At 69.9% G+C, this 25,868-nt stretch carries 23 protein-coding genes and 6 pseudogenes; 8 read left to right on the forward strand and 21 right to left on the reverse strand.

The features are described from left to right. Positions 1–20 precede the first annotated feature (20 nt). Positions 21–479, reverse strand: a pseudogene (locus tag JK363_RS13585) (integrase core domain-containing protein); the annotation flags it as partial. A gap of 284 nt (positions 480–763) precedes the next feature. Between JK363_RS13585 and JK363_RS13590 the strand changes: the two are divergent. After that, positions 764–1,870, forward strand: a complete 1,107-nt coding sequence (locus JK363_RS13590; RefSeq protein ID WP_201875119.1) for a hypothetical protein — start codon at positions 764–766, stop codon at positions 1,868–1,870. 28 nt (positions 1,871–1,898) lie between these two features. Then, positions 1,899–2,072, forward strand: a pseudogene (locus tag JK363_RS45165) (TIGR02391 family protein); the annotation flags it as partial. Between the two features lie 323 nt (positions 2,073–2,395). On the opposite strand, the gene JK363_RS13595 reads toward JK363_RS45165, so the two are convergent. Further along, a complete protein-coding gene (locus JK363_RS13595) occupies positions 2,396–3,490 on the reverse strand; it encodes a lipocalin-like domain-containing protein (RefSeq protein WP_201875120.1) in 1,095 nt (364 codons plus the stop codon). 117 nt (positions 3,491–3,607) lie between these two features. Between JK363_RS13595 and JK363_RS13600 the strand changes: the two genes are divergently transcribed. Further along, a complete protein-coding gene (locus JK363_RS13600; protein ID WP_201875121.1) occupies positions 3,608–4,210 on the forward strand; it encodes a TetR/AcrR family transcriptional regulator in 603 nt (200 codons plus the stop codon). Positions 4,211–4,504: 294 nt separating this feature from the next. Here the strand turns inward: JK363_RS13600 and JK363_RS13605 are convergent, their stop codons facing one another. Both JK363_RS13605 and JK363_RS13610 read right to left on the reverse strand, forming a co-directional pair. Continuing rightward, positions 4,505–5,662, reverse strand: coding sequence for a hypothetical protein (locus tag JK363_RS13605; RefSeq protein WP_201875122.1), 1,158 nt, complete (start codon positions 5,660–5,662; stop codon positions 4,505–4,507). After that, positions 5,659–6,069 carry a PadR family transcriptional regulator gene (locus JK363_RS13610; RefSeq protein WP_201875123.1) on the reverse strand — a complete coding sequence of 137 codons (411 nt, stop codon included), beginning with the start codon at positions 6,067–6,069 and terminating at the stop codon, positions 5,659–5,661. The genes JK363_RS13605 and JK363_RS13610 overlap by 4 nt, the downstream gene beginning before the upstream one ends. A gap of 227 nt (positions 6,070–6,296) precedes the next feature. On the opposite strand from JK363_RS13610, the gene JK363_RS13615 reads away from it, so the two are divergent. Next, positions 6,297–6,860 (forward strand): hypothetical protein, encoded by a 564-nt coding sequence (locus tag JK363_RS13615; RefSeq protein WP_201875124.1) that lies wholly within the window; start codon positions 6,297–6,299, stop codon positions 6,858–6,860. Positions 6,861–6,914: 54 nt separating this feature from the next. Here JK363_RS13615 and JK363_RS42345 read toward each other — a convergent pair. From JK363_RS42345 to JK363_RS13625, 3 genes and pseudogenes are all read right to left on the reverse strand, one after another. Beyond that, a pseudogene (locus tag JK363_RS42345) lies at positions 6,915–7,054 on the reverse strand (IS5/IS1182 family transposase); the annotation flags it as partial. 85 nt (positions 7,055–7,139) lie between these two features. Beyond that, positions 7,140–7,322 (reverse strand): annotated as a pseudogene (locus JK363_RS13620) (integrase core domain-containing protein); the annotation flags it as partial. 48 nt (positions 7,323–7,370) lie between these two features. Next, the gene (locus JK363_RS13625) at positions 7,371–8,351 is read right to left on the reverse strand and encodes a helix-turn-helix transcriptional regulator (protein ID WP_201875125.1); all 981 of its coding nucleotides are present in this window, start codon (positions 8,349–8,351) and stop codon (positions 7,371–7,373) included. A 128-nt stretch (positions 8,352–8,479) separates the two neighbouring features. Here JK363_RS13625 and JK363_RS13630 point away from each other — a divergent pair, with 128 nt between their 5' ends. Next, a complete protein-coding gene (locus JK363_RS13630) occupies positions 8,480–9,220 on the forward strand; it encodes an NIPSNAP family protein (protein WP_201875126.1) in 741 nt (246 codons plus the stop codon). Between the two features lie 13 nt (positions 9,221–9,233). Here JK363_RS13630 and JK363_RS44645 read toward each other — a convergent pair whose 3' ends face one another. Further along, a complete protein-coding gene (locus tag JK363_RS44645) occupies positions 9,234–9,398 on the reverse strand; it encodes a VOC family protein (protein WP_372444766.1) in 165 nt (54 codons plus the stop codon). Positions 9,399–9,443: 45 nt separating this feature from the next. Then, entirely contained in the window at positions 9,444–10,529 is a 1,086-nt protein-coding gene (locus JK363_RS13640) for a helix-turn-helix domain-containing protein (RefSeq protein WP_201875127.1), read from the reverse strand. Between the two features lie 99 nt (positions 10,530–10,628). Between JK363_RS13640 and JK363_RS13645 the strand changes: the two genes are divergently transcribed. Next, positions 10,629–11,870 (forward strand): MFS transporter, encoded by a 1,242-nt coding sequence (locus JK363_RS13645; protein WP_201875128.1) that lies wholly within the window; start codon positions 10,629–10,631, stop codon positions 11,868–11,870. Here JK363_RS13645 and JK363_RS42350 read toward each other — a convergent pair. Both JK363_RS42350 and JK363_RS13650 read right to left on the reverse strand, forming a co-directional pair. Next, positions 11,833–11,979: pseudogene (locus JK363_RS42350) on the reverse strand (site-specific integrase); the annotation flags it as partial. The gene JK363_RS13645 and the pseudogene JK363_RS42350 sit on opposite strands and share 38 nt — an antisense overlap. 68 nt (positions 11,980–12,047) lie before the next feature. Next, positions 12,048–12,206: a hypothetical protein gene (locus JK363_RS13650; protein WP_201875129.1), complete on the reverse strand. Its 159-nt coding sequence runs from the start codon at positions 12,204–12,206 to the stop codon at positions 12,048–12,050. A 36-nt stretch (positions 12,207–12,242) separates the two neighbouring features. On the opposite strand from JK363_RS13650, the pseudogene JK363_RS44650 reads away from it, so the two are divergent. Then, positions 12,243–12,470 (forward strand): annotated as a pseudogene (locus JK363_RS44650) (transposase); the annotation flags it as partial. A gap of 61 nt (positions 12,471–12,531) precedes the next feature. Here the strand turns inward: JK363_RS44650 and JK363_RS13660 are convergent. The 9 genes from JK363_RS13660 to shc all read right to left on the reverse strand — a co-directional run bounded on the left by JK363_RS13660 (position 12,532) and on the right by shc (position 23,516). After that, entirely contained in the window at positions 12,532–13,593 is a 1,062-nt protein-coding gene (locus JK363_RS13660; RefSeq protein WP_201875130.1) for a TolB-like translocation protein, read from the reverse strand. Further along, positions 13,590–14,960 carry an MFS transporter gene (locus JK363_RS13665; protein ID WP_201875131.1) on the reverse strand — a complete coding sequence of 457 codons (1,371 nt, stop codon included), beginning with the start codon at positions 14,958–14,960 and terminating at the stop codon, positions 13,590–13,592. The genes JK363_RS13660 and JK363_RS13665 overlap by 4 nt, the downstream gene beginning before the upstream one ends. Positions 14,961–14,998: 38 nt before the next feature. Continuing rightward, positions 14,999–15,982: a metallophosphoesterase family protein gene (locus tag JK363_RS13670; protein WP_201875132.1), complete on the reverse strand. Its 984-nt coding sequence runs from the start codon at positions 15,980–15,982 to the stop codon at positions 14,999–15,001. A 289-nt stretch (positions 15,983–16,271) separates the two neighbouring features. Beyond that, positions 16,272–17,519 carry a flavin-dependent oxidoreductase gene (locus JK363_RS13675; RefSeq protein WP_201875133.1) on the reverse strand — a complete coding sequence of 416 codons (1,248 nt, stop codon included), beginning with the start codon at positions 17,517–17,519 and terminating at the stop codon, positions 16,272–16,274. Between the two features lie 10 nt (positions 17,520–17,529). After that, the gene (locus JK363_RS13680) at positions 17,530–18,876 is read right to left on the reverse strand and encodes a cytochrome P450 (RefSeq protein WP_201875134.1); all 1,347 of its coding nucleotides are present in this window, start codon (positions 18,874–18,876) and stop codon (positions 17,530–17,532) included. Then, positions 18,873–19,964 (reverse strand): polyprenyl synthetase family protein, encoded by a 1,092-nt coding sequence (locus JK363_RS13685; RefSeq protein ID WP_201875135.1) that lies wholly within the window; start codon positions 19,962–19,964, stop codon positions 18,873–18,875. The genes JK363_RS13680 and JK363_RS13685 overlap by 4 nt, the downstream gene beginning before the upstream one ends. Before the next feature lies 1 nt (position 19,965). Continuing rightward, a complete protein-coding gene (locus JK363_RS13690) occupies positions 19,966–20,868 on the reverse strand; it encodes a prenyltransferase (RefSeq protein ID WP_201875136.1) in 903 nt (300 codons plus the stop codon). Continuing rightward, positions 20,865–21,608 (reverse strand): class I SAM-dependent methyltransferase, encoded by a 744-nt coding sequence (locus JK363_RS13695; protein ID WP_201875137.1) that lies wholly within the window; start codon positions 21,606–21,608, stop codon positions 20,865–20,867. The genes JK363_RS13690 and JK363_RS13695 overlap by 4 nt, the downstream gene beginning before the upstream one ends. Before the next feature lie 15 nt (positions 21,609–21,623). After that, the gene (shc, locus tag JK363_RS13700; RefSeq protein ID WP_201875138.1) at positions 21,624–23,516 is read right to left on the reverse strand and encodes a squalene--hopene cyclase; all 1,893 of its coding nucleotides are present in this window, start codon (positions 23,514–23,516) and stop codon (positions 21,624–21,626) included. A gap of 118 nt (positions 23,517–23,634) precedes the next feature. On the opposite strand from shc, the gene JK363_RS13705 reads away from it, so the two are divergent. Continuing rightward, positions 23,635–24,789 (forward strand): FAD-dependent oxidoreductase, encoded by a 1,155-nt coding sequence (locus tag JK363_RS13705; RefSeq protein WP_201875139.1) that lies wholly within the window; start codon positions 23,635–23,637, stop codon positions 24,787–24,789. A 56-nt stretch (positions 24,790–24,845) separates the two neighbouring features. On the opposite strand, the gene JK363_RS13710 is transcribed toward JK363_RS13705, so the two are convergent. After that, the gene (locus tag JK363_RS13710) at positions 24,846–25,682 is read right to left on the reverse strand and encodes an alpha/beta fold hydrolase (RefSeq protein ID WP_201875140.1); all 837 of its coding nucleotides are present in this window, start codon (positions 25,680–25,682) and stop codon (positions 24,846–24,848) included. Positions 25,683–25,868 lie beyond the last annotated feature (186 nt).

The following is a 25,868-nucleotide window of genomic DNA, read 5'->3' on the forward strand; positions in this document are numbered from 1 at the left end:
CGCCCAGGTCATGCGGCATGTCGGTAAGTGTTGTAGAACTGCTCGAACTCCCGCAGCGCGTGGAGCAGGTGTCGCTGGTTCCAGATCAAGGTCCGGTCCAGCAGTTCGCGCCGACAGGTCTGCACCCACCGCTCCATGACCGAGTTCATCCTCGGCATCCGAACACCGCTGAGCACGACCTCAATCCCCGCATCAGCAAGGACGGAGTCGAACAGGGTGGGGAACTTCCCGTCTCGGTCCCGGATCAGGAACCGCGCTCGGCAGCCTGCGTCCTCAGGGTCCATGACCAGGTTTTTGGCCGCTTGCCCTACCCATGAGGCGGTGGGGTGCGCGGTCGCGCCCAGGATCCGGACACGTCGGCCGGCGTGCTCGATGACCGCCAACACGTACAGGCGGGCCCCGGACAAGGTGACCGTTTCCAGGAAGTCGCAAGCCACCAGGGCATCGGCCTGCGAGCGCAAGAAGTCGGCCCAGGTGCTGCAGGCCCCCAACCCGCAGAGGGCCACCTGGACACACGACCTGTCTCGACAACGGTGAACAACACCGGCAACAACGACCCGCACCTCCTGGACGAGGTCACCTCGTAAGTGTCGGCCGCCAAGCTCCGGCCCTCACCGCGCCAGGCGCTCAGGGCGTGGGGAAGTTGCCGGGGGGTGACCTCCTCCCGGCCGACGCGGGGGTGTTCCTCCGCCGTACACCACCACGCCCAGCACCGCTCGCCGCCAAGCTGCGATGATGCCCTCGTTTCCCCATCGGAGGACTTTTGTTCGTTTTCGTGTGTGCGGGGTGCGGCGCCCGGCTGACCACCCCGCTGTCGCAGGTCGCCCTGCCGGTCCACGCCCATCAGAAGTACGGGAATGGGATTCAGCTTCCGGTGCTCATGGAGTCGGGCACGTTCGCCGTGGATCCGGAGCCCTGGGGGCCGCCGTGGCGGACGTGGGAGGAGATCGATCCGGACGAGGCGGCGGCCCGCGGCATCTACGCGCCGGTCTACGCCCTGTCCGACGGCGCGCCCGGCGCGATCGTCATCTCACCCGGAGATGCTCGTGGCACCCTGCTGATTCCGGAGAAAGGTGGCGGCTACTGCTGCGGCCTCGACGGAGCCGACGGCCCCAACATGGCCTGCGAGGCGTGCGGCCTGCCCGTGGCGAGCCGGATCGACGACTGCTCGCTCTGGCAGGCTGTGTGGCTCGCCCCAAACGCCGTGCGCCGCCTCCCCCTCGACGACGCCGACGCCGCACCGCTCTCCTGGGCGGAGCTGATGGCAGAGGGGAAGGGCACGCCCCCGTTCGAGCCGATCTCGACGTGGGGATCGCGGCTGGGGTCGAACCACTACTGGTCATGGAGCCCGCAGTGGGAAGCGGCAGCCGGCCGGGCGCTCGCCCACCTGCTGGCGGCCTCGGAAGGACAGCCGGTGACTGTCCCGGACGGCCCGATCGCGGAAGTGTTCCAACGCGCCCTCGACATCCTGCTGCCCGTGGGCACGGCCGCGCGGCGCGCCGTCCTGGCCGGCCCCGGGCGGCCCGCCCCCGACGCGGACGCCGACATCCTCCTCGTGCCGGCTCATCCGCAGACGGGGGAGACCTGGACCCCGGCAGGCCCGGCCGCGTCGGCATACCCGGTGCCGCTGCCGTTCGGGATGTGGCTGTGGCTGGCCTCCCCCGAGCCGTACCTACCCGTCCCCGCGTCGGGCGGCATGCCCGACGGCGTCCTCCGCGACGACCCACCCGCGCCGCGCCCCCGTTACCTGTTCCGGGCCGACCCGGGAGCGTTCCAGCACACACTGGTCCGGCTACCAGCCGTCCGCAGCCCGTGGCTGCGCGAGATCTTCGAGAACCTCACGCAGCACCTGCGCGTCCGCCTCTTCTAGCCAGCCGGCAGAAGGCGCCGACATCCACTTGGGCGCCTACGAGAGGGCGTGGTTCGCCGCGTTGAAGGCGGTTGAGGTCGCCGTCCGGGACGCCTCCGGGCTCGACAACTCCCTGGTCGGCGTGCTTCTGATGCGTGCGGCGTTCCAGCCGCATAAGAACGGCAAGGGCGGGCCGCTCGCCGACGCGGGTGCTGAGGGTGGGGATCAGGAGGCAGCGTCCGATGCGGGTCGAGCGTGCCAAGCGCCGCCTGGTCGCAGCGATGGTGCAGGCCGAAGGCCAACACCTATCACCACCTGCTCGAGGGCTGCTCGGGGCATGCTCAGAGCCCCCCTTTGGGGTGACAGCCCTGGGGAAGTGAGCGCCCGGCCGATCGTCATCGCCAAGCAGGGCGGATGGGCCCCGCACCTCAAGGTGCTCGCCGGATACCTCGTCGTCGACCAGTGGGAGGACAACGCCCTGATCGGCGTGCTGTAGCCGGGCCTGGAGAGGAAACAGCGTGCCTCACGCGGCTGGACGGAATTGGCCTACCACGCGCCGGTCATCTCGACGAAGTTCTTGCCCGATACCTTCTTGCCCTCGTAGGTGCCGGCGAATGCTGCCGTGCCCTCCACGCGGGCTCCCAGGCCGCCGGTCAGCTCCTGGGCGTTGGTTCCGGTCATGCGAACGTTGAGGTGCGCCTTCAGCGCGGGGATCTCGATGCGCCAGCGGGTGGGGTACGCCTTGCCGGTGTCCGGGCTCTTCCAGATCCTGTCCGCGCCTTCGGCCAGGGGCTTGACCGCCGCAAGGTCGTAGGAGCCATCCGGGTGCAGGACGGTGGCCCAGGACTCCTCGGCCTTGCTGTTGATGCTGTCCCAGATGGCGATCTTGTCGCCGTTCGGAAGGTTGAAGTTCATCCACGTCCAGTGCGGGGAGCTGCTCCGGGGGATATTGCCCCACTGCCGGTCCAGCCAGGTTTCGCCGGACACCTTGTGGGACTTGCCTTCGATGTTCAGAGTGCCGGTGGTCTGCACGGACGGGTAGGCGAACTCGACTTGGGGTTCACCGAGCAGGGGGAACTCACCGGTGCCCGCGTACTTCATGGCCGGGCCCTTGGGCTTGAGTCGGATATCGAGGGAACCCCACGGCGTGGTGGTCTTCAGCGACATCTTCTCCGCGTCGCCCGTCCAGCTCAGGCCGGGCATCTTGATGTTGAGCCCGCTCTTGCTCCAGATGTAGTCGTCCTTGGCGACTTTGCTCTCGTAGCTCTTGTACCAGCCGGTGGTCACATCGGTGACGGAGACCGACAGCGTCCTCTGATCGCTGTGGGGCACGTTCATCGTGTGCACCAGAAGCCCGAAATCGTGGCCGTCGGCCTTCACTTCGCCGTTGATGTAGATCGAGTCGGTCCAGGTTTCGTCGGGGCCAGGCGTTTGGGCGGCAAGGTCAGCTGCGGGGTCGACCACCGACGGTATCCCGGTTGCGACCGGGGTGGGCGCCGTGCGGTTCTCGCTGCCCACCGCGCGGTTCTCCCCGTCCGCGGCCTGGGCGGTCGGCATGGCGGTCGCGCCAAGCAGTGCCGTTGCGGCGGTGGCGGCGGTGGCAGAGGCGATGCCCAGCGTTATGCGGGTGGTCCTCTTCATGTGAGTTCTCCCTCAGGGGTGAGCTGCTGTCGAGCACGTTTCGCTCAACAGCCGTAGAGTCACCATAGGCATGCGAAGAGATTTACTCAACAAGTGTTGAGTGAGAGAGGTGGTGAGATGTCGGACACTTCGTCCTCGTCCAGGGCGCAGCGCCGCGCTCGTACCCGTACGGCGATCCTCGAAGCCGCACGGCAGGAGTTCGCTCAGCGTGGGTATCAGAAGGCGACGATTCGGGCCGTGGCCGAGCGGGCAGGGTGCGATCCGTCGTTGGTGATGCAGCACTTCGGCAACAAGCAGGGGCTGTTCCGGGCCGCGTCGGAGCTGGACCTGGACATGGCGGCGGTATCGGCAGGGCCGGCTGAGGAACTCAGTGAGCGGCTGATCCGCGCAGTGTTCGAGCAAATGGACGCGCGACCGGAAGCCACCGCCTCCACATTCCGCTCCATGCTCACTCATGACGAGAGCGCCGAGGAGGCGTTGGAGCTGTTCAACCTGGGGGAGATGGCTCAGAACGTCTATGCGGGGCGGCTGCCCGACGATGAACTGACCGAGCTGCGCGGACGGCTGCTCGGAGCGCTGACGCTGGGCACCGCCATCACACGCTATGTGTTGAAGTTCTCCGCCGTTGAACAGGCCAGCATCGACGATCTCGTCGCGTGTTTGCGACCAGCCGTCGAAGTGCTGCTGCGGGGGCAGAACGGCGATGCGGCGGCCCGCTGAGGTCTCCGCCGGCTCCCGCGCGTCGGCATGCCGAAACGGCCCTCGACCGGGCACTTTCCGCCACCGGAGCGAGCAAGCCCCCGAAAGATCGGGGAGGGCCTCTGACGCACTGCAGAGGCCCTTCCCAGGTGAAGTCCGTCATCGTCGAGGACCATCAACCTCGAAGCGAGAACTCCAGTTCCCGCGGCTGATGAAAGCGTGGACCACGTGCCCCAGGAAGACGAGCGGCACCAACCATGCGGTCCGGGCTGCAGTTTCCCGGCCCGGACCGCACAACCGCAGCGCCCGCGCCGCTCAGAGGCCGGGAGGGGCCGAAACAGGTGCCGTGGAAGTGCTGCGCACCCGGGGCTCGCGCCGCAACGCCCGTATCGCGACCACGAGCAGCGCAGCCTCCAGGACGGTGACGGCCGCGGCCTCGGTGACGCCGGTGACGAACGCGGTGACGGGAAGCCCGGGGACGCTCATGCTGTACGTCAGCAGGTCCAGGCACGTGGTCACCACGGGAAGACCGAGCACGGCCAAGGCTGTGGGCAACGCCGGATCCGTGGCCGACACCCGCGTACGGCGTGCCGGAACGGCCGCTGCAGCGGAGGGTTCCGGGGCCCGCGGGCGCCCGCGGTGGGCACGGGCACGGAGGACGAGGCACGCCGCTCCGCCCGCCAGGAAGACCCAGCCGTGTCCCTCGTCGCCGAAGCCCAGAAACTTCCGGGCGGCTACGGCCGCCGCGAGAAGGACGAGAACGCAGGCCGCCGTGATCCACTCTCCGGCGAGGCGGGAGATCTCGGCGCGAGGCGCGCCGGGGTGGAACGCCATGGCCACGCTGCCGGTGACGAGGACGACGAGAGCGACGGTGGCCAACTCCGTGACGGAGGGCGGGAAGCCGAGGACCACCGACTGGCCCAGGTACATGAACGTGGGCAGCGAGGCTACGGCGCAGAAGACGGCGGCACGACGCCGGCGCCCGGATCCCAGGGCCACGGCCGCCCCGATCCATCCCAGTGGCAGCACCTCGACCAGCAGTGCCAGGGCCGCACTGAGGGCGTCGGGTGACGCACCGGACGACCGGCCGAGGAGCACATCGAGCACCACGCGCTTGTCCTCGCCGGATCCGGTGAGGAGGACCGCCGCCTGGCCCAGCAGGTTCACCGCAGTGGAGGCGGCGAGCAGGGCCACTCCGAGGAGGCCGACGAGGCGCGCCGCCCGGCCGTAGGCCACGTAACGGGCCGGAGCCCCGTGGCCGGCCAGGCGTGTACGGACCGCGAGATGGAGAACTCCGGCCACCTCACGCAGCCGGGGGCGGCCCAACTCCGCTTCCTCGTCCAGCGGTTCGTAGTCACTGAGGAAGGTGTCGACCATTTCCTCCTCGCGCTCCCGCCGGTAGTAGGCGGGGAGCACGCGCAGGACGGCGCGGAACCGGTCCTCCAGCAGCGTGGGTGAATCGCTTGTGCTCATGCTGTGCCTCCTGCCCCGGCCGGCCGTGTCCGTCCGCGGGACGTGGATGACGTGGAGGTGGTGGGGGCGGTGGGTGCCTCGATCGGAGGGGAGCCGGTCAATCGCCGCTCCGCGGCCCGGACATTGGCGGCCATCCGCGCGTTCTCGGCCTCCAGCGCCCGGCGGCCGTCGCTGGTGAGGCGGTAGTAGCGGCGCAGGCGTCCCCGGTGGACCTCGTCGTGGTCGTGCTCGACGAGACCGTCGGCCGTGAGGCGGTCGAGGACGCCATAGAGCGTCCCCACGCGCAGATCGACGCGGCCGTCGGAGAGTTCGGCGGCCTCCTGCTTGATGCCGTACCCGTGGCGCGGCGCATCGTGCAGCGCGAGGAGCACGAAGAAGACCGGCTCGGTGAGTGGTTTCAACGCCATGATGGCCAGTATATATCGTGGCACGATATATGCAGAGGGTGAGCGTCTCGGACCCCACGGGCCGAAGGGCGTGGCTACCCTCGTAACCGCGGGCCGTATACGGCCGGTACGCGACAGAACCCCGGACCGGGGACTGTCGAGGGGGAGGCCGGCTCGAGCTCGCACCCGCCTGATCGACCCACTCGAATTCGTTGGCGCTTCTGCGTGGAGCCGGCGATGATGGGTGGGTGGATGTCACCACCTCGGACGGTGGTTCCTGGCGAATCGGAACCGGCGCGGAGAGCGCATGGATCGCGGACGGTACGTCGGTCGGCCTGACCATCATCTCCGCGATCCCGCCGGTCTTCGAGAGGTACGCCACGATCGTCGTGCCGGAGGACGACGACGTGGCCTGGGAAGTGCTGGACCGAGCGCTGGTGTCGGTCCTGCGCGTTGAGCCGGCGAAGCAGCGTTGGTGGTTGGGATACCTCGATAGCGGCGCCGACGACATCGTCTTCCCCGAAGCTTCCCGGGTGACCTTGTATGCCAATTGGCACTACGTGCTGGTCGAGGCGGGGCCGGAGCAGGCGCTCAGCTGGCGCAAGCTGACGTGGCGTCAACGCCGTAGCCTGCCCGACCTAATTTTTCCGACCGACCGCAGCTGGCTGGTGTCGCGGTTGTTCGACGACGACTGGATCTGTGTCGGCGGGCCTGCCGGACTGGTACACAAGCTTCTTCGCCACCCCGACCTCAAGACACGTCGAGTGGAACTCGGGCAGGACGCGACTCCCCCCGGCCACATCGCCATATAGCCACGGATTCGGGGAAAGAGGTCGCGCGGATTGGTGACCGTCATGGGCGTTCCAGGGGTGGGTGTCCCAGCGGTGGTTGGTCCGGGCTCGACGGATCAGTGTATGGACCGTGATGATCGCGTCGGCGAGGTCGAAGACGCGTCGATGACGACTTCGCGGCGTTCGTAGCAGCGTTGAAGGCGGTGATACCCGTCAGCTCCGCCCATGTCCGCGTAGAAGTTCGCGAAGTGCCGCCAGCGGTCACACCACGGCGGTCTCGTCCGCGGACTTCCAGGGGGTGAGCTGGGCTTGTTGGGTGGTGGATGTGGGTAGCGGGCGGCAGGGAGCGGCTTGTTCCAGGGCCCTGTGCGGGCGGTGTTCGTTGTAGAAGGACTCGTATTCGCGCAGTGCGTGGAGGAGGTGGCCCTGGTTCCAGATCAAGGTCCGGTCCAGGAGTTCGGTGCGGCAGGTCTGTATCCAGCGCCCCGTAGGCGAGTCGGTCACCATGAACGCCGCATGTCCCTCCTGGCGTCAGTGGACTCCGTAGGCTCGGGCGAGTACGCCCACGGTGGCGGCCATGGCCTGGCGCAGTTCGGCAGGCGAAACGACCTCGACGTCGATACCGAGCCGTAGCAGCTCCCCGCGGGCGTGGTCGGTGCTCTCGATCGGGATGACGGCCTCGACCCATCCGTCGTCCCCGACGGCGGTCGCGGTGGAGTCGACTGCCCGCACCACCTCCGGAGGAACGTTGTCGGGCAGGCGCCGGCGTCCCCGCGGCGACAGGCGGATGGTGGCTGTGCCCGTGTAGCGGCGTGTCTCGAAGTCGTCGAGGTAGGAGGTCCAGTACGCACCCAGGTCGAAACCCTGCGGCCGGTCGAACCGCTCGTCGCTCAGCACCGCATCGAGGACTTGGGCAACCCGGTAGGTCGCGATCCGACTCTCCGCGACGGCGGCCACGAGGTACCAGATACCGGATTTGAGCACCAAGCCGTAGGGACGAAGGCGGCGATTCACCTCCTGCGGCGCGCGCCAACGGCGATAGCGCACATCCACTGCACGCCGCGTGAGCACCGCGTCGACGAGCAGGGGCAGCTGCGGTGTCTGTTCGGTTTCCCGGTACCAGCCGGGGGCGTCCAGGTGGAAGACCGCCGCGCTCCGCGCGGCTTCCTCGCGCAGTCCCGTCGGAAGCGCGGCCAGCAGCTTCAGCCGTGCTGCCGTCACCTCCGCCGCAAGGCCCAGGTCGGCGGCGGGTCCAGGCAGTCCGGCGAAGAAGAGTGCCCGCGCCTCACCCTCGCTCATCCCGGTGAGGCGGGTGCGATAGCCGTCGAGCAGCTGATAGCCACCCCCGCGGCCCGGCTCCGCGTAGACCGGGACCCCGGCGGCCTGCAGACGCGCCAGGTCACGGTAGGCAGTCCGCACGGACACACCCAGTTCGTCAGCGACCCCTCGGGCGGACATGCGGCCACGAGCTTGCAGCAACAACAGCAGCGACAACAGTCGACCGGCAGACATGGGCGCATTCTCCTCGGAAACCCTGACAGCACGTGGCACACGGGTCCCCTAGCGTCAATCGGCGTCCGGCTCCGACCGGACCGTCCGAAGGCCACGCCTGGACAAGAGCAGCGAAGAGGAGTTGCACCGTGTTCCCCACCGACCCTGTCGACCGCCCCGCCGTGATCGAGCTTCGCCAATACACACTGCGTCCCGGCCGGCGCGACGAACTCATCGACCTGTTCGACCGGGAGTTCGTCGAAACGCAGGAGGAGACCGGGATGGTCGTACTCGGCCAGTTCCGAGACCTTGACGATCCGGACCGCTTCGTCTGGTTGCGCGGGTTCCCGAACATGGCGGTACGGCATCGTGCGCTGACGGCCTTCTACGGCGGACCTGTCTGGGCCGAGCACGGTTCCCAGGCCAACGCCACCATGGTCGACTCCGACGATGTCCTGCTGCTGCGGCCGCCGTCGGCCGGGAGCGGCTTCGCCGTCTGCCCGTCCAAGCGGCCCCAAGCCAGTGCTCCGGCACCGGACCGGATCGTGTCCGCCACCGTCTGGTCCTTCCCTCCCGGACGGTCAGATGGCATCGCACTCATCCAGGACGGTCTTCTCCCCGTGCTCCGCAAGACGGGACCCGCGCCGCTCGCCGTCTTGACCACCGAGACAGCACACAACACATTCGCCAGGCTGCCGGTCCGCACCGGAGAGAACGTCGCTGTGGTCTTCACCTCCTACCCCGACGAGAGTGCGTATCGCCGACACCTTGCCGAGGTGCAGGCTCATCCCCTCATACGGGACGAGGTCCTGCCGGCCATCGGGAGAGAACAGACAGCAGCGCCCCGGACACTGCGGCTGGCACCCACGGGTCGCTCGCTCATCTCCTGACCGCTCAGCGCCGTCAGAGTGGGTGGAGGCGGGTCTTGAGCAGGCAGAACTCGTTGCCTTCGGGATCGGCGAGGACGTGCCAGGGTTCTTCCTCGGTCTGACCAGTGCGCTGCCCGGCTGCCCGAGGGCAGCAGGGGGTCGCACCGGTAGTGCTCGGTGGCTTGCCGAGTCGGACGATGCCGCGAAGGCGGCGGTCGCCCGCGTTCTGCCAGACCGAAGTTACTCAGCGCAATACGGCCCCCAGCAGGTCGGCCCCCAGCACCGTTACGTTGTGCAGATTGAGGGTGTGACGGACGTAACGACCGTGCCGCCGGGCCGTGAGCAGTCCCGCGTGGCGCAGGACAGCGAGGTGGCGGGAAACCTCCGGGGGTGTCAGTTCCCAGGCGTGCGCCAGCTCACCAGTGGTGTGGGGCCCGCGGGCCAGGGTGCGCAGCAGGCGCAGCCGTACCGGATGTGCGAGTGCCTCCAGCCGTAGTGTGATCGTTTCCAGCGACACCGGCTCTGATGGACTTGGCTCGGCCACGGGGTACTGCACCACCGGCTGCCATCCGGGCGCGTGGACGACCACCAGGTGCGGGCTGCCGAAGACGCTGGGGATGAAGGTGACCCCCGCGCCATGGGCGGCGGTCGCCTTGTCCTGCAGCTTGTCCACGATGATGCAGTCGCCGTCCGGTGCCAGGGTGACCGCGCCGGAGACCGACGCGAGTGTCTCCCCGATGCCCTGCCGCTTCAGCAGGTCGTTCTTCAGACGCAGGTCGGTGGCGAGCTGCACGGCGACGCCCGACCAGGCGGCGTCGAAGAAGGCTTCGGCGCACTGTTCGAGGGTGTGGCGCACTCTCGCCCGCACAGCGGGCGGGTCCGCGAGCAGCCGTTCCGCGAAGGCCTCTTGCCGCGCGCCGCGGGCCTGGGCCAGGTCCAGGGCCCGCTCGCGCGCAGTCGCGTCGGTGAGCGGCGACAGCGCGGCGAAGTGGACCCGGTTGCTGCCGCACGTGGTGACGAGCGCGGCGGTCACATACGTTTCGTCGTCGATCCGGTCCACGTCGTCCAACTCCTCGGCGAGGGTGGGCCGAGGTCGGGCGGGGAGCAGAAAGTCGGCTTGTGAGGAACGCCAGAGGAACTCCGCCTCCCGCAACCGCTCGGCCAGCTCCGGCCGCAGCCCGGACCAGACGTCCCCGGCCCAGCCGGCGAACTGCGGATGATGCCCTGGTTCGGCCAGCACGTGCAGCATCGCGGTCAGCTCGGCCAGCGGGGAGGCGGCGAACCGCAGTCGCTCGGCCGGCAGGCCGCTGATGTCGATCCTCAACGTCATCCCCTCAGCATCACTGACCGGATGGCCGACGACGGCGTCGGTTGACGGTGTCCGTCAACCGACGTGCCCAGCCCGGCGGCCGAACACACCGTTACCGTCATGGCAACCACCACCAAGATCCAGCCCCGCGCCCTCGTCCGCGCCTCCGGAGGCCCCCGCTATGCCGTCGCCCTGGCCGTGGACGCGCTCGGCACCGGCCTGCTGCGGCCCTTTCTGCTGCTCTACGGGGTGACCGTGCTGAGGCTGTCCGCGCCGGCCACCGGCATCGCCATGACGGTCGGCGTCGTCGTGGGCCTCGTGTGCATGCCCGCAGTGGGCCGATGGCTGGACCGGGGCGCACGCAGCACGGTCGTGGCAGCGTCGATGCTGGTGCGGGTGCTGGGCGTGGCGCTGCTGCTGGCCACCCCGGCGGGGCACGTCTGGCTGTTCGCGACGGCGGCGCTCTTCCTCGGCATCGGCAACCAGGCATGGCCGGCCGCCCACGCGGCTCTCGTGGCCACGGTCGCCCACGGCCGGGAACGCGACGCCGCTCTCGCGGGAGGCCGCGCCCTGCGCAACGCCGGCCTGGGCGCGGGCGCGCTCCTCGCCACCGCATGTCTGGCGGGCGGCACCACCGCATTGCAGGCGCTGGCCGCCGTCACTGGGCTCGCCTGTCTCGCTGCGGCGGCCTTGGCGTGGTCGGTCCACCTGCACGCGCATCCGGACGCTGTCCCGGCCAAGGACAGGGCCGACGGGCCCGCACCTCGGATGCGCGCGCTGCTGGCTGCCAACGTGGTCTACGTCTTCTGCCTCAACGTCCCCGAAATCGCGCTCCCTCTGGTCCTGGTGACACAGTTGCACGCATCCCCGGTGTGGTCGGCAGCCATCTTCGTGGCCAACACGGTGCTGGTGGTCACCCTGCAGGTTCCCGTAACCGTCCTGATGTCCCGCTTCTCCCGGCGGACCGTGCTGGCTCTCGCCGGCGTGGTACTCGCCGTGTCCTACCTGGGCTTCCTCGCGGCCACCTCACTGGGAAACGGCTGGGGTGCCCCGGCCGTCGCCGCGGTGTCCGTGGTCTGCACTATCGGCGAGATCATCTATGCCGGCAGCGCCACCGCGCTCGTCACCGCCCTCGCCCCGGCCCATGTCCTGGGACGCGCCCTCGCCCGCTTCGAGCTCTCCACGGGCTTTGGCCTCGCCGTCTCCCCGTCGGTCATCACTGCTCTCGCACCCCACGGCCCGGCCGCCCTCTGGGGCAGCCTCGCCGCTGCGACGCTCCTCTCCGCCTCCGCCGTTGGCACCGAGAAGGATCAAGGAACGCGGCTCAGCGGTAGCTGCGGCCGGGCGCGATCAGGCTCGTGAGCTCGGCAATCGGCTCTGGCGACGGTTTGACGTAGCGACGGACGTTCTCCGGCTTCTTGTGTCGGGACTTCGCCATCAGCATCAACAGGGACGCGCTCTGCTCGCCGAGGTGGATACATCATCCGCGTAGTTCAGGCCGCTCGCTGGTACTCGTGGAGGGTTCGGCCGAGGTCCGGTTCAGGAGTTCGGTGCATCCAGGCCGCGCTGCGCGAGACGCACCTGGAACTGCCCGAGCCGGTGGCCGCCGCCTACGGGGCCACCACGACCGCCCACGCCCGCCTCCTCCTCGCTCTCAACTAGCAGATAGCCGTGCTGGAAGAGCAGGTGAAGGCGCATTTTCTCGCGCACCCGGACGCTGAGACCTACCGCTCGATGCCCGGCATCGGAGAGATCACCGGCGCCCGGGTGCTCGGCGAGTTCGGGGACGACCCCACCCGCTACAGCTCCGCCAAAGCCCGCAAGAACTACGCCGGAACCAGCCCCGTCACCCGGGCCTCCGGCAAGAGCCACTCCGTCCAGGCCCGCTACGTGCGCAACAACCGGCTCGCCGACGCGCTCCAGCGCCAGGCGTTCTCAGCCCTGCGGGCCTCACCCGGCGCCCGCCGCTACTACGACAAGCAACGAGCCCGCGAGGCCGGCTACAACTCCGCCCTCCGGGGTTTTAGGGGATGCGGACGGGTGAGGAGGCGTCCGGCACCCGCAGGGACGGGGTGCCGGAGCCGTCCGCCGGGACCGTCCAGACGTCGGAGGTCCGGCCGTCGCGCCCCGGGAGCGCGTAGGCGAGGGTGTGGTCGTCCAGCCAGGCTGCCTGGTCGTCGACGCTGCGGGTCTCGGCGAGCGGGTGCTCGCGCAGGGTCCGCAGATCGAGGACGTACAGCCGCCAGGGGTCGGTGGCGCCCTCGCGTACCCGCTTCTTGAAGGCGAGGCGGGTGTTGTCCGGGGAGAGCGAGGGGCACTCCACGTTCTCGCGGATCGTGTGCGCCGCCCATCTGCGCATATCGCCCTGGACGAGGTAGGTCTTCCCCCGGGTCGAGACGGTGGCGTAGAAGCGGTTGTCGTCGCGGGCGAAGGTGACGCCCCAGTAATTCACGTCGGGGGAGTGGTAGCGGCGGCCGTCGAGGGTGAGCGGGATCTCCTCCATGTTCTTGATGAGGTAGCCGGTGCGGGTGTCCAGGATCGAGGTGCGGGTGGAGAACGCGGTGGTGGCGTAGGAGTCACCGGTGGCGAACATCGTCCAGGACAGCATCCGCCCGGAGGCGGACACCCGGGCCCGGTTGGGGATGCCGGTGAGCGCGATCCGCCGCTTCTCACGCAGCCGCCGGTCCAGGACCACGGCGTACGACCTGGGCGGGATGCCGGGGCGACGCTGGAGGCACAGCCCCGTACTCGCTGCCGCGTAGAAGCGGTCGCAGGCCGGGCCGCCGGTGGTGCGGCGGTCGGGGTGGCGATCCGAGGCCGGGGCGGCGGTGCCCGGTCGGACGGCCGGTGCGGGGAGGTGGGCCACCCGGCCGGTTCCGGCGCCGGAGCTGCGGAAGTACATCCGGCCGTGGTCGAGGCCGAACGCCGAGGCGGTGTCGGTGGGTTGGGCCTGCCGGGTAGCTCCGAGCGTGTAGACGACGGCGATGGTGGCCAGCAGCGCGGTGGCGGTCACGACCGCGATGACCCGAGCCCGGAGGGAGAGCGCGGCGAGCCGGGAGGAGAGGGAGGTGGGGGGTGGATTCATGTGCGGGACGGTTGCCTTTCCGGGGGGTCCGGGAAGTCGGGGCGATCCGGGGAGGCCAGGGGACCAGGGGAACCTGGCGAGGCCATGGGACCGGTGGAGTCCGGGCGATCCGGCCGTGCCGGAGGCTCCGGACGGGGGAGCAGAACGGCGGCCGCGGCCAGCGCCGTGGCCAGCGCGAGGACGGCGGCGATCAGCGCGGGGCGGGTGCCCCAGAGCGTCCAGGCCGCGCCGAACCCGGCGGCCGCCAACAGTCGGCAGAGCGCCTGCCCCGTCTGAAGCAGCGCCATCCCGCCGGCACGCCGGGCGGCCGGCAGCACCGGCCCGACGAGCGCCATCAGCACCCCGTCGGTGGCGGCGTAGAACACCCCGAGCAACAGCAGCACGCCGACCAGCAGCACCGGTCCGGCACCGGACGTCAGCAGCAGGAGATAGCCGGCGAGCAGCGCCGTGTGCCCGCAGAGGAACGGCACCCGCCGGCCGATGCGGTCGCCGAGCCGCCCGGCCGGCACCGCGAGCAGCAGATAGACCGCCGCCGCGCCCAGCGGCAGCAGCGGAAACCAGCTCACCGCGAAGTCCAGCCGACGCTGCACCAGCAGATAGAGGAACGAGTCACCGATGGTCGCCGCGCCGAGCAGCGCCGCCGCGCCGAAGATGCGCCGGAAGGCGGGGTCGCGGAGCGGCAACAGGACCCGTGCGCGGGGGAGGGGTGCGGTGGATCCCGGTCGGTGGCCTTCGTGCCGGGGCAGCTTGGCCTGCCCCGGTACGAAGGCCACCAGCAGCAGCACGCCCACCACCCCGACGCAAGCGCTCACGACGAACACCGCGTCATACGCATCGGCGGTGGCCCACAGCAGCGCGAACGCCGCGAGTGGCCCCAGCAGGGCGCCGGTGGTGTCCATCGCCCGGTGCACGCCGAAGGCCCGGCCGAGCGCGTCCGGCGGGGCGCTGAGCGAGATCAGAGCGTCGCGCGGACCGGTGCGTACGCCCTTGCCGATCCGGTCGGCGGCGAGGGAGGCGCCGATGCCGAGTGTGCCGCCCCCGGCGAGCAGCAGTCCGAGCCGGGACAGCGCGGAGAGCGCATAGCCGCACCCGGCGACGAGCTTGTGCCGTCCGCCGCGGTCGGCCGCATGCCCGCCCCACAGTCGCACCAGCGCGGTCACACCGTTGTAGAGGCCGTCGAGGAAGCCGAACTGGAGTGGCGAGAGGCCCAGTTGGAGTACGAAGTAGAACGGCAGCACGGCGGTGACGATCTCGGAGGAGATATCGGTGACCAGGCTGACCGCGCCGAGGGCCAGGACCGGCCCGCCGACGCGGCCGCGCGTCACCTTGGTCGCCGTCGCGGCCGCGTCCGTGGTCGCGAGATACATCAATCAGACCGTCCGTGGGTGCGGTTGCCGAACGGCGGTCAGTGGCACTGGTAGGTCGGGCTGCTGTCCTTCGTCTTCTCGTCCGTGCCCACCAGCTTCCATGAGAAGCCGGTGTCGGTGAAGTTCAGCTTCACCACGCCGAAGGCCTTGGTGAGCCGCTTCTCGCTGTTCGGTTGGACCTCTTCGATCTTGTACGGGTTGGCCCCGCCCATTCCGCCGAGGAGTTCGACGATCCCGTTCTCGTCGGCCTTGCCGTTCGGGTCCTGCGGTGCGAAGCGCTCGTAGTGGTGATCGTGGCCGTTGAGGACCAGTTCGGCCTTGGCGTCGTAGAGCAGCTTCCAGAGCGGTCGGCTGACCGGGTCGTTGCCGTGCTCGCCGGAGGAGAAGAGCGGGTGGTGCCAGTAAGCGGCCACACACTTCTTGGAGTTGGCGGCGAGGTCGGCCTTGAGCCAGTTGGTCTGCGCGCGGTCCAGGCTGTTGGAGTCCAGCGCGATGAAGTGCCAGTTGTCCTGGTCGTAGCTGTAGTAGCTCTTGCCCTTCGGGTAGGCGACTGACCCGAAGTAGTCCTTGTACCCGGCCAGTTCGCCGTCCGGGTCGTAGGTCTCGTGATTGCCGGCGACGGGGTGCGTCTTGCTCTTGAAGGCGCCCCACGTCGTGTCGTAGTACTTCTTGAAGTCCTTGAGCCGGGCGTCGTCGTACTGGTTGTCGCCCATGGTCATCACGAACGCCGGGTTGATCTTCTTCACCAGCGCGGCGGTCTTGGGATGTTCGCAGTCGCTGTCGCTCGCCGTGCACTGCTCGGCGATATCACCGGCGGCAACGGCCGTGAACCCGGCGGCGGCGCGCGGTGTGCGGTCGGGGGCGGCGGCCGCGATTCCTGCGGGCGACCACAGCGCCACGCCACCGACCAGCGCGAGCGCTGCGCCGGCGGCGACGGATATTCCTAAGCGGGGGTTCTTGACCAGGGGCCGCAGCGGCTTCAGCGGCTGCACGGGCTTCTTGGCGCGGGGGGTGGACGTCATCTGCGTCGTCTCCTCGATCGGCGTGGGGGGCCGTTCCCGAGGCATCCTGGCCGCGCCTCCATGTACGCGTCAAGGATTCGCCCGCATTATTGTTAGGAAAGTTTCCTACCGCCGAAGAGGATCGGTCGCTACCGGACCCGCTTGCGCCTGGTGGCGTGCTCGATCACGGCGAAGACGTACAGGCGCGCCCCCGTCAGAGTGCGGACTTCGAAAAGCTCTCCCCGCCCAGGCGCAGGACCAGGGCGCGGATCGATCGGATGGTGCGTGGACGTCCACGTCGCAGAGTCGCTCAGTGGAACCTGTCCGGCGACGTGGACCAGGAGTGCCTCTCGTTGAGCCCTTCGGCCGTGCAGCCGGCCAGCCGCTTGTACTCCCTCGACACGCTCTCCGCCCGCTCCCGGGGCAACTCTCCGCCGAAGTCCTCTGCCAGCGCGATGATCTTCTCGGGGCCCAGCTGCCGGTTGGCCAGCACCAGTCGGTTCAGCGGCTCCCGGCGCATCGCCTCGTAGCGCAGCAGCGCCCGGGCCGGGTCGGACTGCCGCGTGAGGCACCAGGCCAGCACCCGGGCGTCGACGATCGACTGCGATCCGCCGTTCATGCCCATCGGGAACATGGGATGCGCCGCGTCGCCGAGCAGCGTGACCCGGTCGAAGCTCCACCGGGGGAGCGGATCCCGGTCGAGCATGGGGTATTCGTAGATTCCCGTGGACTCGCCTATCAGAGCGGGCAGATCGATCCACGGCAGCTTCCAGTCGGACAGCCGCCCGAGTGCCTCGCTGGTGCGGATCGGGCGGCTGGAGCGGTCGAGCGCTCCCGCCCCCTCCTTCTTGCGGATCTCCAGCACCCAGTTCATCAGCGCGTTCCCGCCCTCGGCCGGAGGGTCGACGAGGGGATAGGCGACGAACTTCGATCCCGGTCGGCCCCCCGCCACCACGATCGTGCGGCCGCCGAGGACGTGCGGGTACTCGCTGACGCCACGCCACATATGGACGCCGTTCCAGTGCGTGAGCCCCTCGCCGGGGTGTAGCTGAGCCCGTAACGCGGAGTCGATGCCGTCCGCGCCGATCAGCACGTCGGCCTCCTCGACGCACTCCGCCCCCGATCGGCGGTCCACGAAGTGGGCGCGCACGCCGGCCGGGCGCTGCTCGAAGCGCTGGAACGACATACCCGTGCGGACGGCGTCCTCGCCCATCCGTTGCCGTACCGCCGCCAGCAGCATCATCTGCAGCCGCCCGCGGTGCACCGAGTACTGCGGCCAGCGGTAGCCGGCGATGATGCCGAGGGGCTCCGACCACACCCGCTCGCCGACTCGGTCGCAGTAGAGCAGCTCCCTCGGCGGCAGGCCGATCGCGGCCAGTTCGTCGCCGAGACCCAGCTCGGTCAGTTCGCGTACGGCGTGGGGCAGCAGGTTGATGCCGACGCCGACCGCGTGGATCTCGCGGGCGGACTCGCGGACGAGCGGGCTGAACCCCGCCGTGTGCAGGCTCAGAGCGGTGACGAGACCGGCGATCCCACCACCCACCACGATGATTCTCACTTGTCCCCCATCACGTTCGGCGTCGCACGACAACGGGAACGCCCCGGCGGGGCCGCATGGCCATGATGCTGGCCGGGGTCACCTCCCCCGCCAGTCGCAGTTCGGTCCGCCGCAGCAGCTCGATCAGGATCGTTTTCAGCTCGGCCGTCGCGAACGGCGAGCCGATGCACCGGTGCGCGCCGCCGCCGAAGGGCAGAAAGGTGGACGGCGTCGCCGGGCGGTGCGCGGGGTGCCCGGGACTCCAGCGCTCGGGCAGGAACTCCGTTGGCTGAGGCCACACCTCGGGCATCCGGTGAGTGACGTACGGGCTGATGGCCAGACGGCGGCCGGCCCGGATGGTGTGGCCGGCGAACTCGAAGTCCTGGGCCGCGACCCGGGGCAGGACCACGACCGGCGGGTGAAGCCGCAGGGCCTCCTGCACGACCGCGTCCACATAGGGCAGCCGCTCCAGAGCTTCGCCGGTGAGCTCGGCGTCCCCGAGGACGGAGTCGACCTCCTTGCGGGCGTCGTCCCACACGCCCGGAGTGTGGAGCGCCGCGTGCACGGTCCACCCCATGGCCGCGCTGGTTGTCTCGTACCCCGCGACGATCAGGCTGATCACCTGATCCTCGAGCTCGCGGTCGCCCAGGCTGCGCCCCTCGGAGTCCCGGGCGGCCAGCAGCATCCCCAGCCCGTCGCCTCCCTCGGCCTCGCAGCCTCCCGCTCCCGCTGCGCCCGGTCCTCTGGCGCGACGGCGGCCGATCTCGGCTTGCACCCTGGCCGCCACCTGCCGACGGGCTTTTCTCGCCCTGGCCGTCATGGGGTTGGGAATCCCGGTCAGGAAGAGCTGCATGCCCAGGGGGAGGTCCGTGGAGTTGAGCGCGATCTGCAGCCGTGCTCCGATCATGTGGTTGTCCGTCGCCAGCGGGGCGCCGTAGAGAGCCTCGACCGTATTGCGGCGGATCACCGAGCGCAGCGCCTGGTAGAGATCGATCCTTCGGCCGCTCTCCCAGGTCTCCACGGCCGCCGCCGTGTTCCGTGCCATCAGGCGTACGTACGCGTCGATGCGCCGCCGGTGGAACGCGGGGAGCGTCAGATGACGTCGCCTCTGGTGGTCCGGGCCGTCCGTGACGAGCAGCGCGGTGTCGCCCAGGACGGGCAGCATCACCTCGAACGAGTCGCGCCAGGAGAAGAGTGAGGGGTTGGCGAAGACGAAGGAGTTCGCCTCCGGTCCGAAGACGAAGGCCGTGCGCTGTGAGCCGTATCCGACGCCCACCACGGAGCCGTGGGCACGGTACGCGTCCATCATCCCGGTGAAGGGGTCGAGGGCGAACTGGAGCACCCGGCGCGGGGAGAGGCTGGGCATGGTCCGGCTCATCGGCCGTCCTCCGGCGAGGAGCGGTCCGTGCCGCGAACGTCCGACTGGTGCGGGCGAGGGCTGACCAGTGCGTCCATCTCTGGGAGCAGCAGTCGCATGGTGCGCAGGATCCGTTGGGGCGCGTCGCGGAACGCGCCGTCCAGAGAGCCGAGTTCGTCGAGGGACTGCCGCAGATGCTGATTCGCGGTCGCGACGGCGGTCGCCACGGATCCGCTGTTCTCCAGGACCCGGATGGCCTCCGCGACGGCCTCTGGGCCGGCGCCCGGCCCGATCAGGGGACGCAGCCGGGTGCCCGCCCGGCGCAGCCCATGGATGACGGGCAGGGTATAGACACCGTGCGACAGGTCGGCGCTGTGGGGTGTGGCGCCCGCCGGTCCCGCCGGGGGCCGAAGGTCGCGTACGTCATTCCAGATCTGGAAGGCCACACCAAGTTCGTACGCGTACGAGGCCAGCACCTTGGTCTGGCGGCTGCTCGCACCCGCCGTCAGCCCGCCCAGCAGGGCGCTGAGGGAGAGCAGCTCGGCGGTCTTCCCGGAGATGGAGGCCATATAGCTCTCCACCGAGCGTTCCGGGCGTCCGATGTCGTGCAGCTCCATGAGCTGGCCCACGCAGATGCGCTGCGCGCACCGGACCGCGGCCCTGGACTCCTCCGTGCCGAGCGAGGCGGCCTGCCCCAGAGCGGTGGTCAGCAGATAATCGCCGAGGACGAGCGCCACATCGTCTCCGTAGCGCGCGTTGGCCGTGGCCCGCCCGCGGCGCTCGGCGGCTTGGTCGCACAGATCGTCGTGGTGCAGCGTGGCGAGGTGGAGCGTCTCCACGGCGGTCGCGGCGGTGACGGTCCGCTCGGACGTGGGCGTGTCACCGGCGACGAGATACGCGGAGGTCAGGGTCAGGCTCGGCCGCAGGTACCGGCCTGGCCGCGCCGCGAGATGGCGCAGCGCCTCGTCGATCCGCCGGTCGCCTGTCGTAAGGGATGTGAGCACTCTGTCGTGGACGCGGGCGAGATCGCCGCGGAGCGCGGGGAAATCCTCGGCGAGCTCGGCCGACGTCGCGTCCTGGGCCCGGGGCGGGCCGCTCTCGGCGCCCATCTCAGAGCCACGCTCCGACCGAGAAGAGCACGAAGTCGGTGATCATCAGGTGGTAGAGCCAGGCCCAGGAGATCATCTCCGGCCCGATCCGGGACCGGGAGACGGACCACACCAGGGCAGCCGCCCAGGGCAGGGTCACCGCGGGGAGCAGGACGGTCGCGGAGTCCAGGCGGAGCGCCAGGGCGAGGACGACGAGGTAGAACCCGAGGAGGCAGCAGGCGTAGAGGGCCTTGGTCACCGCGGGGCTGACGACGTGGGGGAGCGTGGTCTTCCCGGCCGCCCGGTCCTTGTCGACGTCCCGCGCGTTGTTGTGCAGCATCAGCCCGGCGAAGAGGAACCCGGGGCCCAGCGACGCCAGGACGATGGTGCCGTCCACGTGCCCGACGTTCAGCCAGGCGAGGATGAGGGTGACGCCGGCGCCCGTCACAACGAAGTCGAGCAGCTCGCCCATGGCCCGGTGGCCCAGAGGCCGGGGCCCGCCCGCGTAGCTGAAGTACGCCAGATAGCACAGGGCGATCAGCGGCAGCAGCCACAGGCTGGTGGTGATCGCGAGCACGGCGAGGCCGACCCAGGCGACGCCGAAGCAGGCGAGGCCGACGGTACGCAGCCGCCGCATGTCCAGTCCCAGGGCGAGAGAGCTCTGCGGTCGCACCCCGCCGGGCTGGTCGAGCCCGCGTACGTAGTCCTCGTAGTCGTTGATGAATCGCCGTCCGGCGCAGTCGGGCACCAGGATGAGGAGGGTCAGCGCGACCCGCCAGGCCGACAGGTCGCCGCTGTGGTGGGCAGCGGAGATCGCGTACGCGCCCTGAAGGACGACGACGAAGAGGAGAGGCGGTCCCGAGGCGACGATCCAGGCGGCCAGGGTGGGCTGACGCGCTCCGGAGGCGGCTTGCGCCGACGTCATGCCCGCCCCCTTTCACCGGGTACGGCGAGCTTGGTGCCGGCCGCCTGGAACATGACGTTGGTGGACTTCGTCGTGGCCATGCGTACGGTTCCCTTGCGACCGAAGAACCAGGGGATAAGGTCGGTGGCCCGGGGCCAGAGCCCGTACATCCGCAGCGGGACGCCGTGGTGTTCGGCCACCAGGGCCAGCCGGATCCGGTCGATGAACAGCCTGTGGTCGTGCGTGCCTTTCAGCGCCATGCCCGGCAGCGGTAGATTCTCGGTGAGCGTCACGATGAGAATGCGCGCCAGCAGTGTGTCGGCGATGGTGTCGAGCAGCAGGAATCCGCCCGGCCGCAGAATTCGGCAGCATTCGGCGACCACAGCATAGGGTTCGTCGAAATGCTCCAGGCACTGGCCCGCCACGACGACGTCCACGCTCCCGTCGTCGAAGGGAATCTTGGTCACATCGGTGTGGACCGTCTCGTCGACGCCGTGCGCACGGGCCACCTCCAGCGACCGCTGGGACTGGTCCACGCCGATGTGGCGGTAGCCCTTGCCCTGGATGTGGGGGTGGAGCAGGCCGCCGCCGCAGGCGACGTCCACCAGCGTGGCGCCCGGTCCGGCGGCCGGCGGAATCATCTCGCCGCGTTTCGCGGCGATCCAGCTGAGTGCGGTGAAAGGACCGCGCGGATTCCACCATTGGTCCGCCAGGTCGTCGTACTGAGTGAGATCGTTGGCGGAGACGATCCTTTTCTTCATCTGTCCCCCTCAGAGTTAGCGTGAATAGCGCCCCATTGCCATGACCGGATACAGCTGGCGGTACATGGGGTAGCTCATGTAGAACTGCCGGGGCAGGACGGTTCCGGTGAACGTCTCCTCGTCCCAGCTGCCGTCCGCGTTCTGCGTCATGGCGAGCCAGCCCAGGGCGCGCTGGACGCGTCCGTCCCCGGCGGCGACGCCCGCCGCGTGCAGGGCGAGCAGGGCCCAGGCCGTCTGGCTGGGTGTGGAATCTCCCCGTCCGTGCAGCGCCGGGTCCTCGTAGGACTGCACGCCTTCGCCCCAGCCGCCGTCAGTATTCTGACGGCCGGTCAGCCATCGGACGGCCCGTCGCACGGCGTCGTGGTCTTCGGGGACGCCGGCGCGGCGCAGCGCGGTGACGGCCGCGCCCGTGCTGTAGAGGTAGTTGACGCCCCAACGCCCGTACCAGGAACCGTCCTTCTCCTGGTGGGTCAGGAGCCACCGCACGGCCTGGCGCACGCGCGGGTGGTCCCGCAGCCCCTGGGCGGCCAGTGCCTCGAGGGCGTGGGCGGTGATGTCCGGGCACGGCGGGTCAGTGAGCTCGGTGAAGTCGAGAGTCGCCAACTTGCTCGCGATCAGGGAGGTGTTGTCGGCGTCGTATGCGGCCCAGCCGCCGTCGCCGCACTGCATCGTCAGCAGCCAGTTGATGCCCCGGTTGACGGCGCCGCGCCGGGCCGCGGCCGCCTCCGGGTCCTCCGGCTGCACCCGTGAGAGGGCCTCGAGAACGACGGCGGTGTCGTCGCAGTCCGGATAGCTCTTTTCGACGAACCCGACCGACCAGCCGCCCGCCGCGCTGCCCGGCCGGGCCACGGCCCAGTCGCCGTAGGCGCGGACCTCCTGACCCGCCAGCCAGTCGGCGGCCCGCAGCAGCGCGGGATGATCCGCCGGAAGCCCGGCGTCGAGCAGCGCCCAAACGCACAGCGCGCTGTCCCACACGGGGGTGGGCATGCAGTTCATCCGGCGCATCGGCCCCTCGGGCGACTCCAGCCACACCGCGAAGCTGTCCAGGCCCTCGAGGCCCCGCTGGATCTCCGGATCCTTCGCGTCCTTGCCCGCTGCGTACAGCCCCAGCAGGCAGAAGACCGAGGCGACGTTGCACGCCAGCCACGCGCCGTCCGCCTCCTGCCGGTCGAGGATCCACTGGATGGAGCGGCGGACCGCGCGCCGCCTGAGGGGGCCTGGAGAAAGGCGGTTGAGGCCACGCGCGCCCTGGTCCAGGAGCTGCCCGAGGCGTGGAGGGGAGGATCGGGAGTGGTGCCGGGCGTCCGCCGACTTGCTCCCGACGGAGTGGAGTTCGTCCAGCCGGAAGCCCGGGTCGACGACCGGCCGCCGGTCATGGACCAGGCCCAGCGGCACGAGGGCGAGCCGGGTCCACGTGGAGAGCTTGTACAGAGACATGGGCGCCGCGGGCGGCAGCAGGACGACCTCGGGCAGGACCGTGGGCACGCTGTCCCAGGAGCCCTGGCCGAACAAGGCCAGCCAGATCTTGGCTTCGAGCCGACAGGATGCCAACCCACCCTGTGACCTGACGAATTGGGCGGCCTCCCGCATATGGGGACGCTCGGGCCCGTCTCCCGACAGGCGGAGCGCGAGGTAGGCCTCTACGGTGGTCGAAAGGTCGCCGGGACCGTGCGGATAGATCGTCCAGCCGCCGTCCGGGGACTGCTGCGACCGAATCCAACGGGCACTTGCGGACACCGTCTTCTCGTCGCGTACGCCCAGCAGTTCGCGGATGAACACGTCGACGGCGTCGACCATGACGTTGGCGTCCGGGCAGCGCGACCACCAGCCGTCCGCGTCCTGCATGGCCAGCAGCCGCTCGATGCCGCGTTCCAGGACCAGCTTCGTATCCGGGGTATCCAAGTGCATAGACCCACTCCTGACAATTTGTCACCAAAGTGGTACACATGTGCCGATCCGACAGTGTAGGCCGGACGATTCACTTCTTTCCAGAAGGCCTCATCGGCCGCAAGGGAGGCTGAGTGTCTTGAAACTTTTGGTGGTCGGAGCCGGGGTCGGCGGCCTGGCCGTCGCGCGCGGAGCACTCGTCGCAGGCCATGACGTGCGCGTCTTCGAACGCGCCGAGAAGCCGCGCACCACGGGCGCCGCCATCACCGTCTGGGCCGGAGGCGTCGGAATTTTGCGCGAGTTCGGCGTGCGCCTCGACGAGGCCGGCGCCCGAATCGACAGCATCGACGCCCGAACCGACGCGGGAGAACGCCTCTACACGATCGACGTCCTCACGTCGACGAAGCGACTGGGCCACGAGAGCCTGACCGTCCCGCGCCGGTCGCTCCTGGAGCGGCTGGCCGAAGGTCTGCCGTCCGGGACCATCGAGTACGGTCGGGACTTCAACCGCTTCACCGACGACGGGAAACGCGTCACGATCACCTTCGCGGACGGCTCCACGGCCACCGGGGACGTACTGATCGGCGCCGACGGGCACCGCTCGGCGGTCCGCCGGCAGCTCTGGGGGCACGACCCCACGGCGCCCGCCGGGTGGGCCACCTGGCAGGGCCTCGGGACCTTCCTCGCCGATGTCACCGGCCCGCACCACGGGATCATGATCAACGGCCGTGACGGCTTCTGCGGCCTGATGCCGGCGGGGGAGGGCCTGCTGCAATGGTGGTTCAGCTACCCGTGCACCACCGACCGCGGTGGCCCGCACCTGCCGACGCTGCGCCGCCGCTACGGCGCCTGGGCTGATCCGGTGCCGCTGGTGCTGGAGAAGGTTGACGAGGCGGAGATCGAAATGTTCCCGCACTACACCCACCGCGTCCCGCCCCGATGGGGCACAGGCCGCGCCACGCTGGTCGGCGACGCGGCCCACACCATGCCGCCCGTCGTCGCGCAGGGCGCCAACCAGGCCCTTGAGGACGCGTGGGTGCTCACCGGACGGCTGACCGAGACGACCGCCCGCGGCCCCGACGGCACGGCCGATACGCTCCGCGGCTACGAACGCGCCAGACGCCGCAGGGCCGCGCCGATCGCGCGGCTCGCCGCCACGGAGTACACCTACCGCTACCGACCGCCGGTGATCGACCGGCTGACTCCCAGCCCTGTCGTGAGCTGGGCGTACCGCCACTGGCTCACACAGACCAGCGACTACCTGCGCGGCTCGGGCCGACGGAGGACCCGCTGAGCTTGGCGTCCCGCCGGGCGGGCCTGCGGCAGGGGGTCACTTCCTCTGGCAGGGGGTCACTTGCTCAGGAAGGTGAGGAGCGCGGTGTTGACCTCCTCCGCGTGGGTCCACAGCAGTCCGTGCGGGGCGCCCTCGACCTCTACATAGTCGGCGGACGGGAGCGCCTGGTGGAAGGGCCGGGCGGTTCCCTCGGCGGGCAGGATCCGGTCGGCGGTACCGTGCAGGATCAGGGCCGGCACGTCGATGGCCGGGATGTCGGCACGGAAGTCGGTGTACCAGGTCGACGGCGCGGCAGCGGCGGCGAAGAAGCCGCCGCCCGCGGCGACGTTCCAGCTGTTGCGGACCGCCTCCTCGCTGATCCTGGTGCCGAGGTTCTCGTCGAGGTTGTAGAAGTCCTTGTAGAAGGCGGTGTAGTACGCGTAGCGGTCCGCCTTGACGGCCGCGACCACGCCGTCGAAGAACTCCTTCGGGGCGACCCCGTCCGGGTTGTCCTCGCTCTTCAGCAGGCAGGGCTCCAGCGAGGCCAGGAAAGCGACCTTGGCGATCCGGGCGGAGCCGTAGCGGGACACGTACCGGGCGACCTCACCGGTACCCATCGAGAACCCGACGAGGACGGCGTCCCGCAGGTCGAGGGTCTCCAGCACGGTGTTCAGGTCGGCCGCGAAGGTGTCGTAGTCGTAGCCGGTCGTCGGCTGGCTGGACTGCCCGAAACCGCGGCGGTCGTAAGTGATCACACGGTAGCCCGCGTCGAGCAGCACGGCGCTCTGCCGCTCCCAGGAGTGGCCGTCGAGCGGGAATCCGTGGATGAGGACGACCGGCTGCCCGGTTCCGTGGTCCTCGTAGTAGAGGTCGATGGTGGTGGAGTTCTCCTGACCCACGGTGATGTATGGCAAGGTCGCGTTCCTTCGTCCGGAGTGACTGGCGCGCGCAGGACCACGCTCTGTCTCGATGAGGCAGGGCGCTGTACGGACGGCATCGACCCATCGGCGTCCGACGTCCGGGCTTCGCGGCACGGGATGTCATCACGCTAGGGCGACATCGCGCCGCCTGTTGTCCTCGAACGCACCGCTTCTTGCCTG

Origin of the sequence: Streptomyces coffeae, from assembly GCF_016741875.1 — a bacterium.
Classification (GTDB): Bacteria; Actinomycetota; Actinomycetes; order Streptomycetales; family Streptomycetaceae; genus Streptomyces; species Streptomyces coffeae.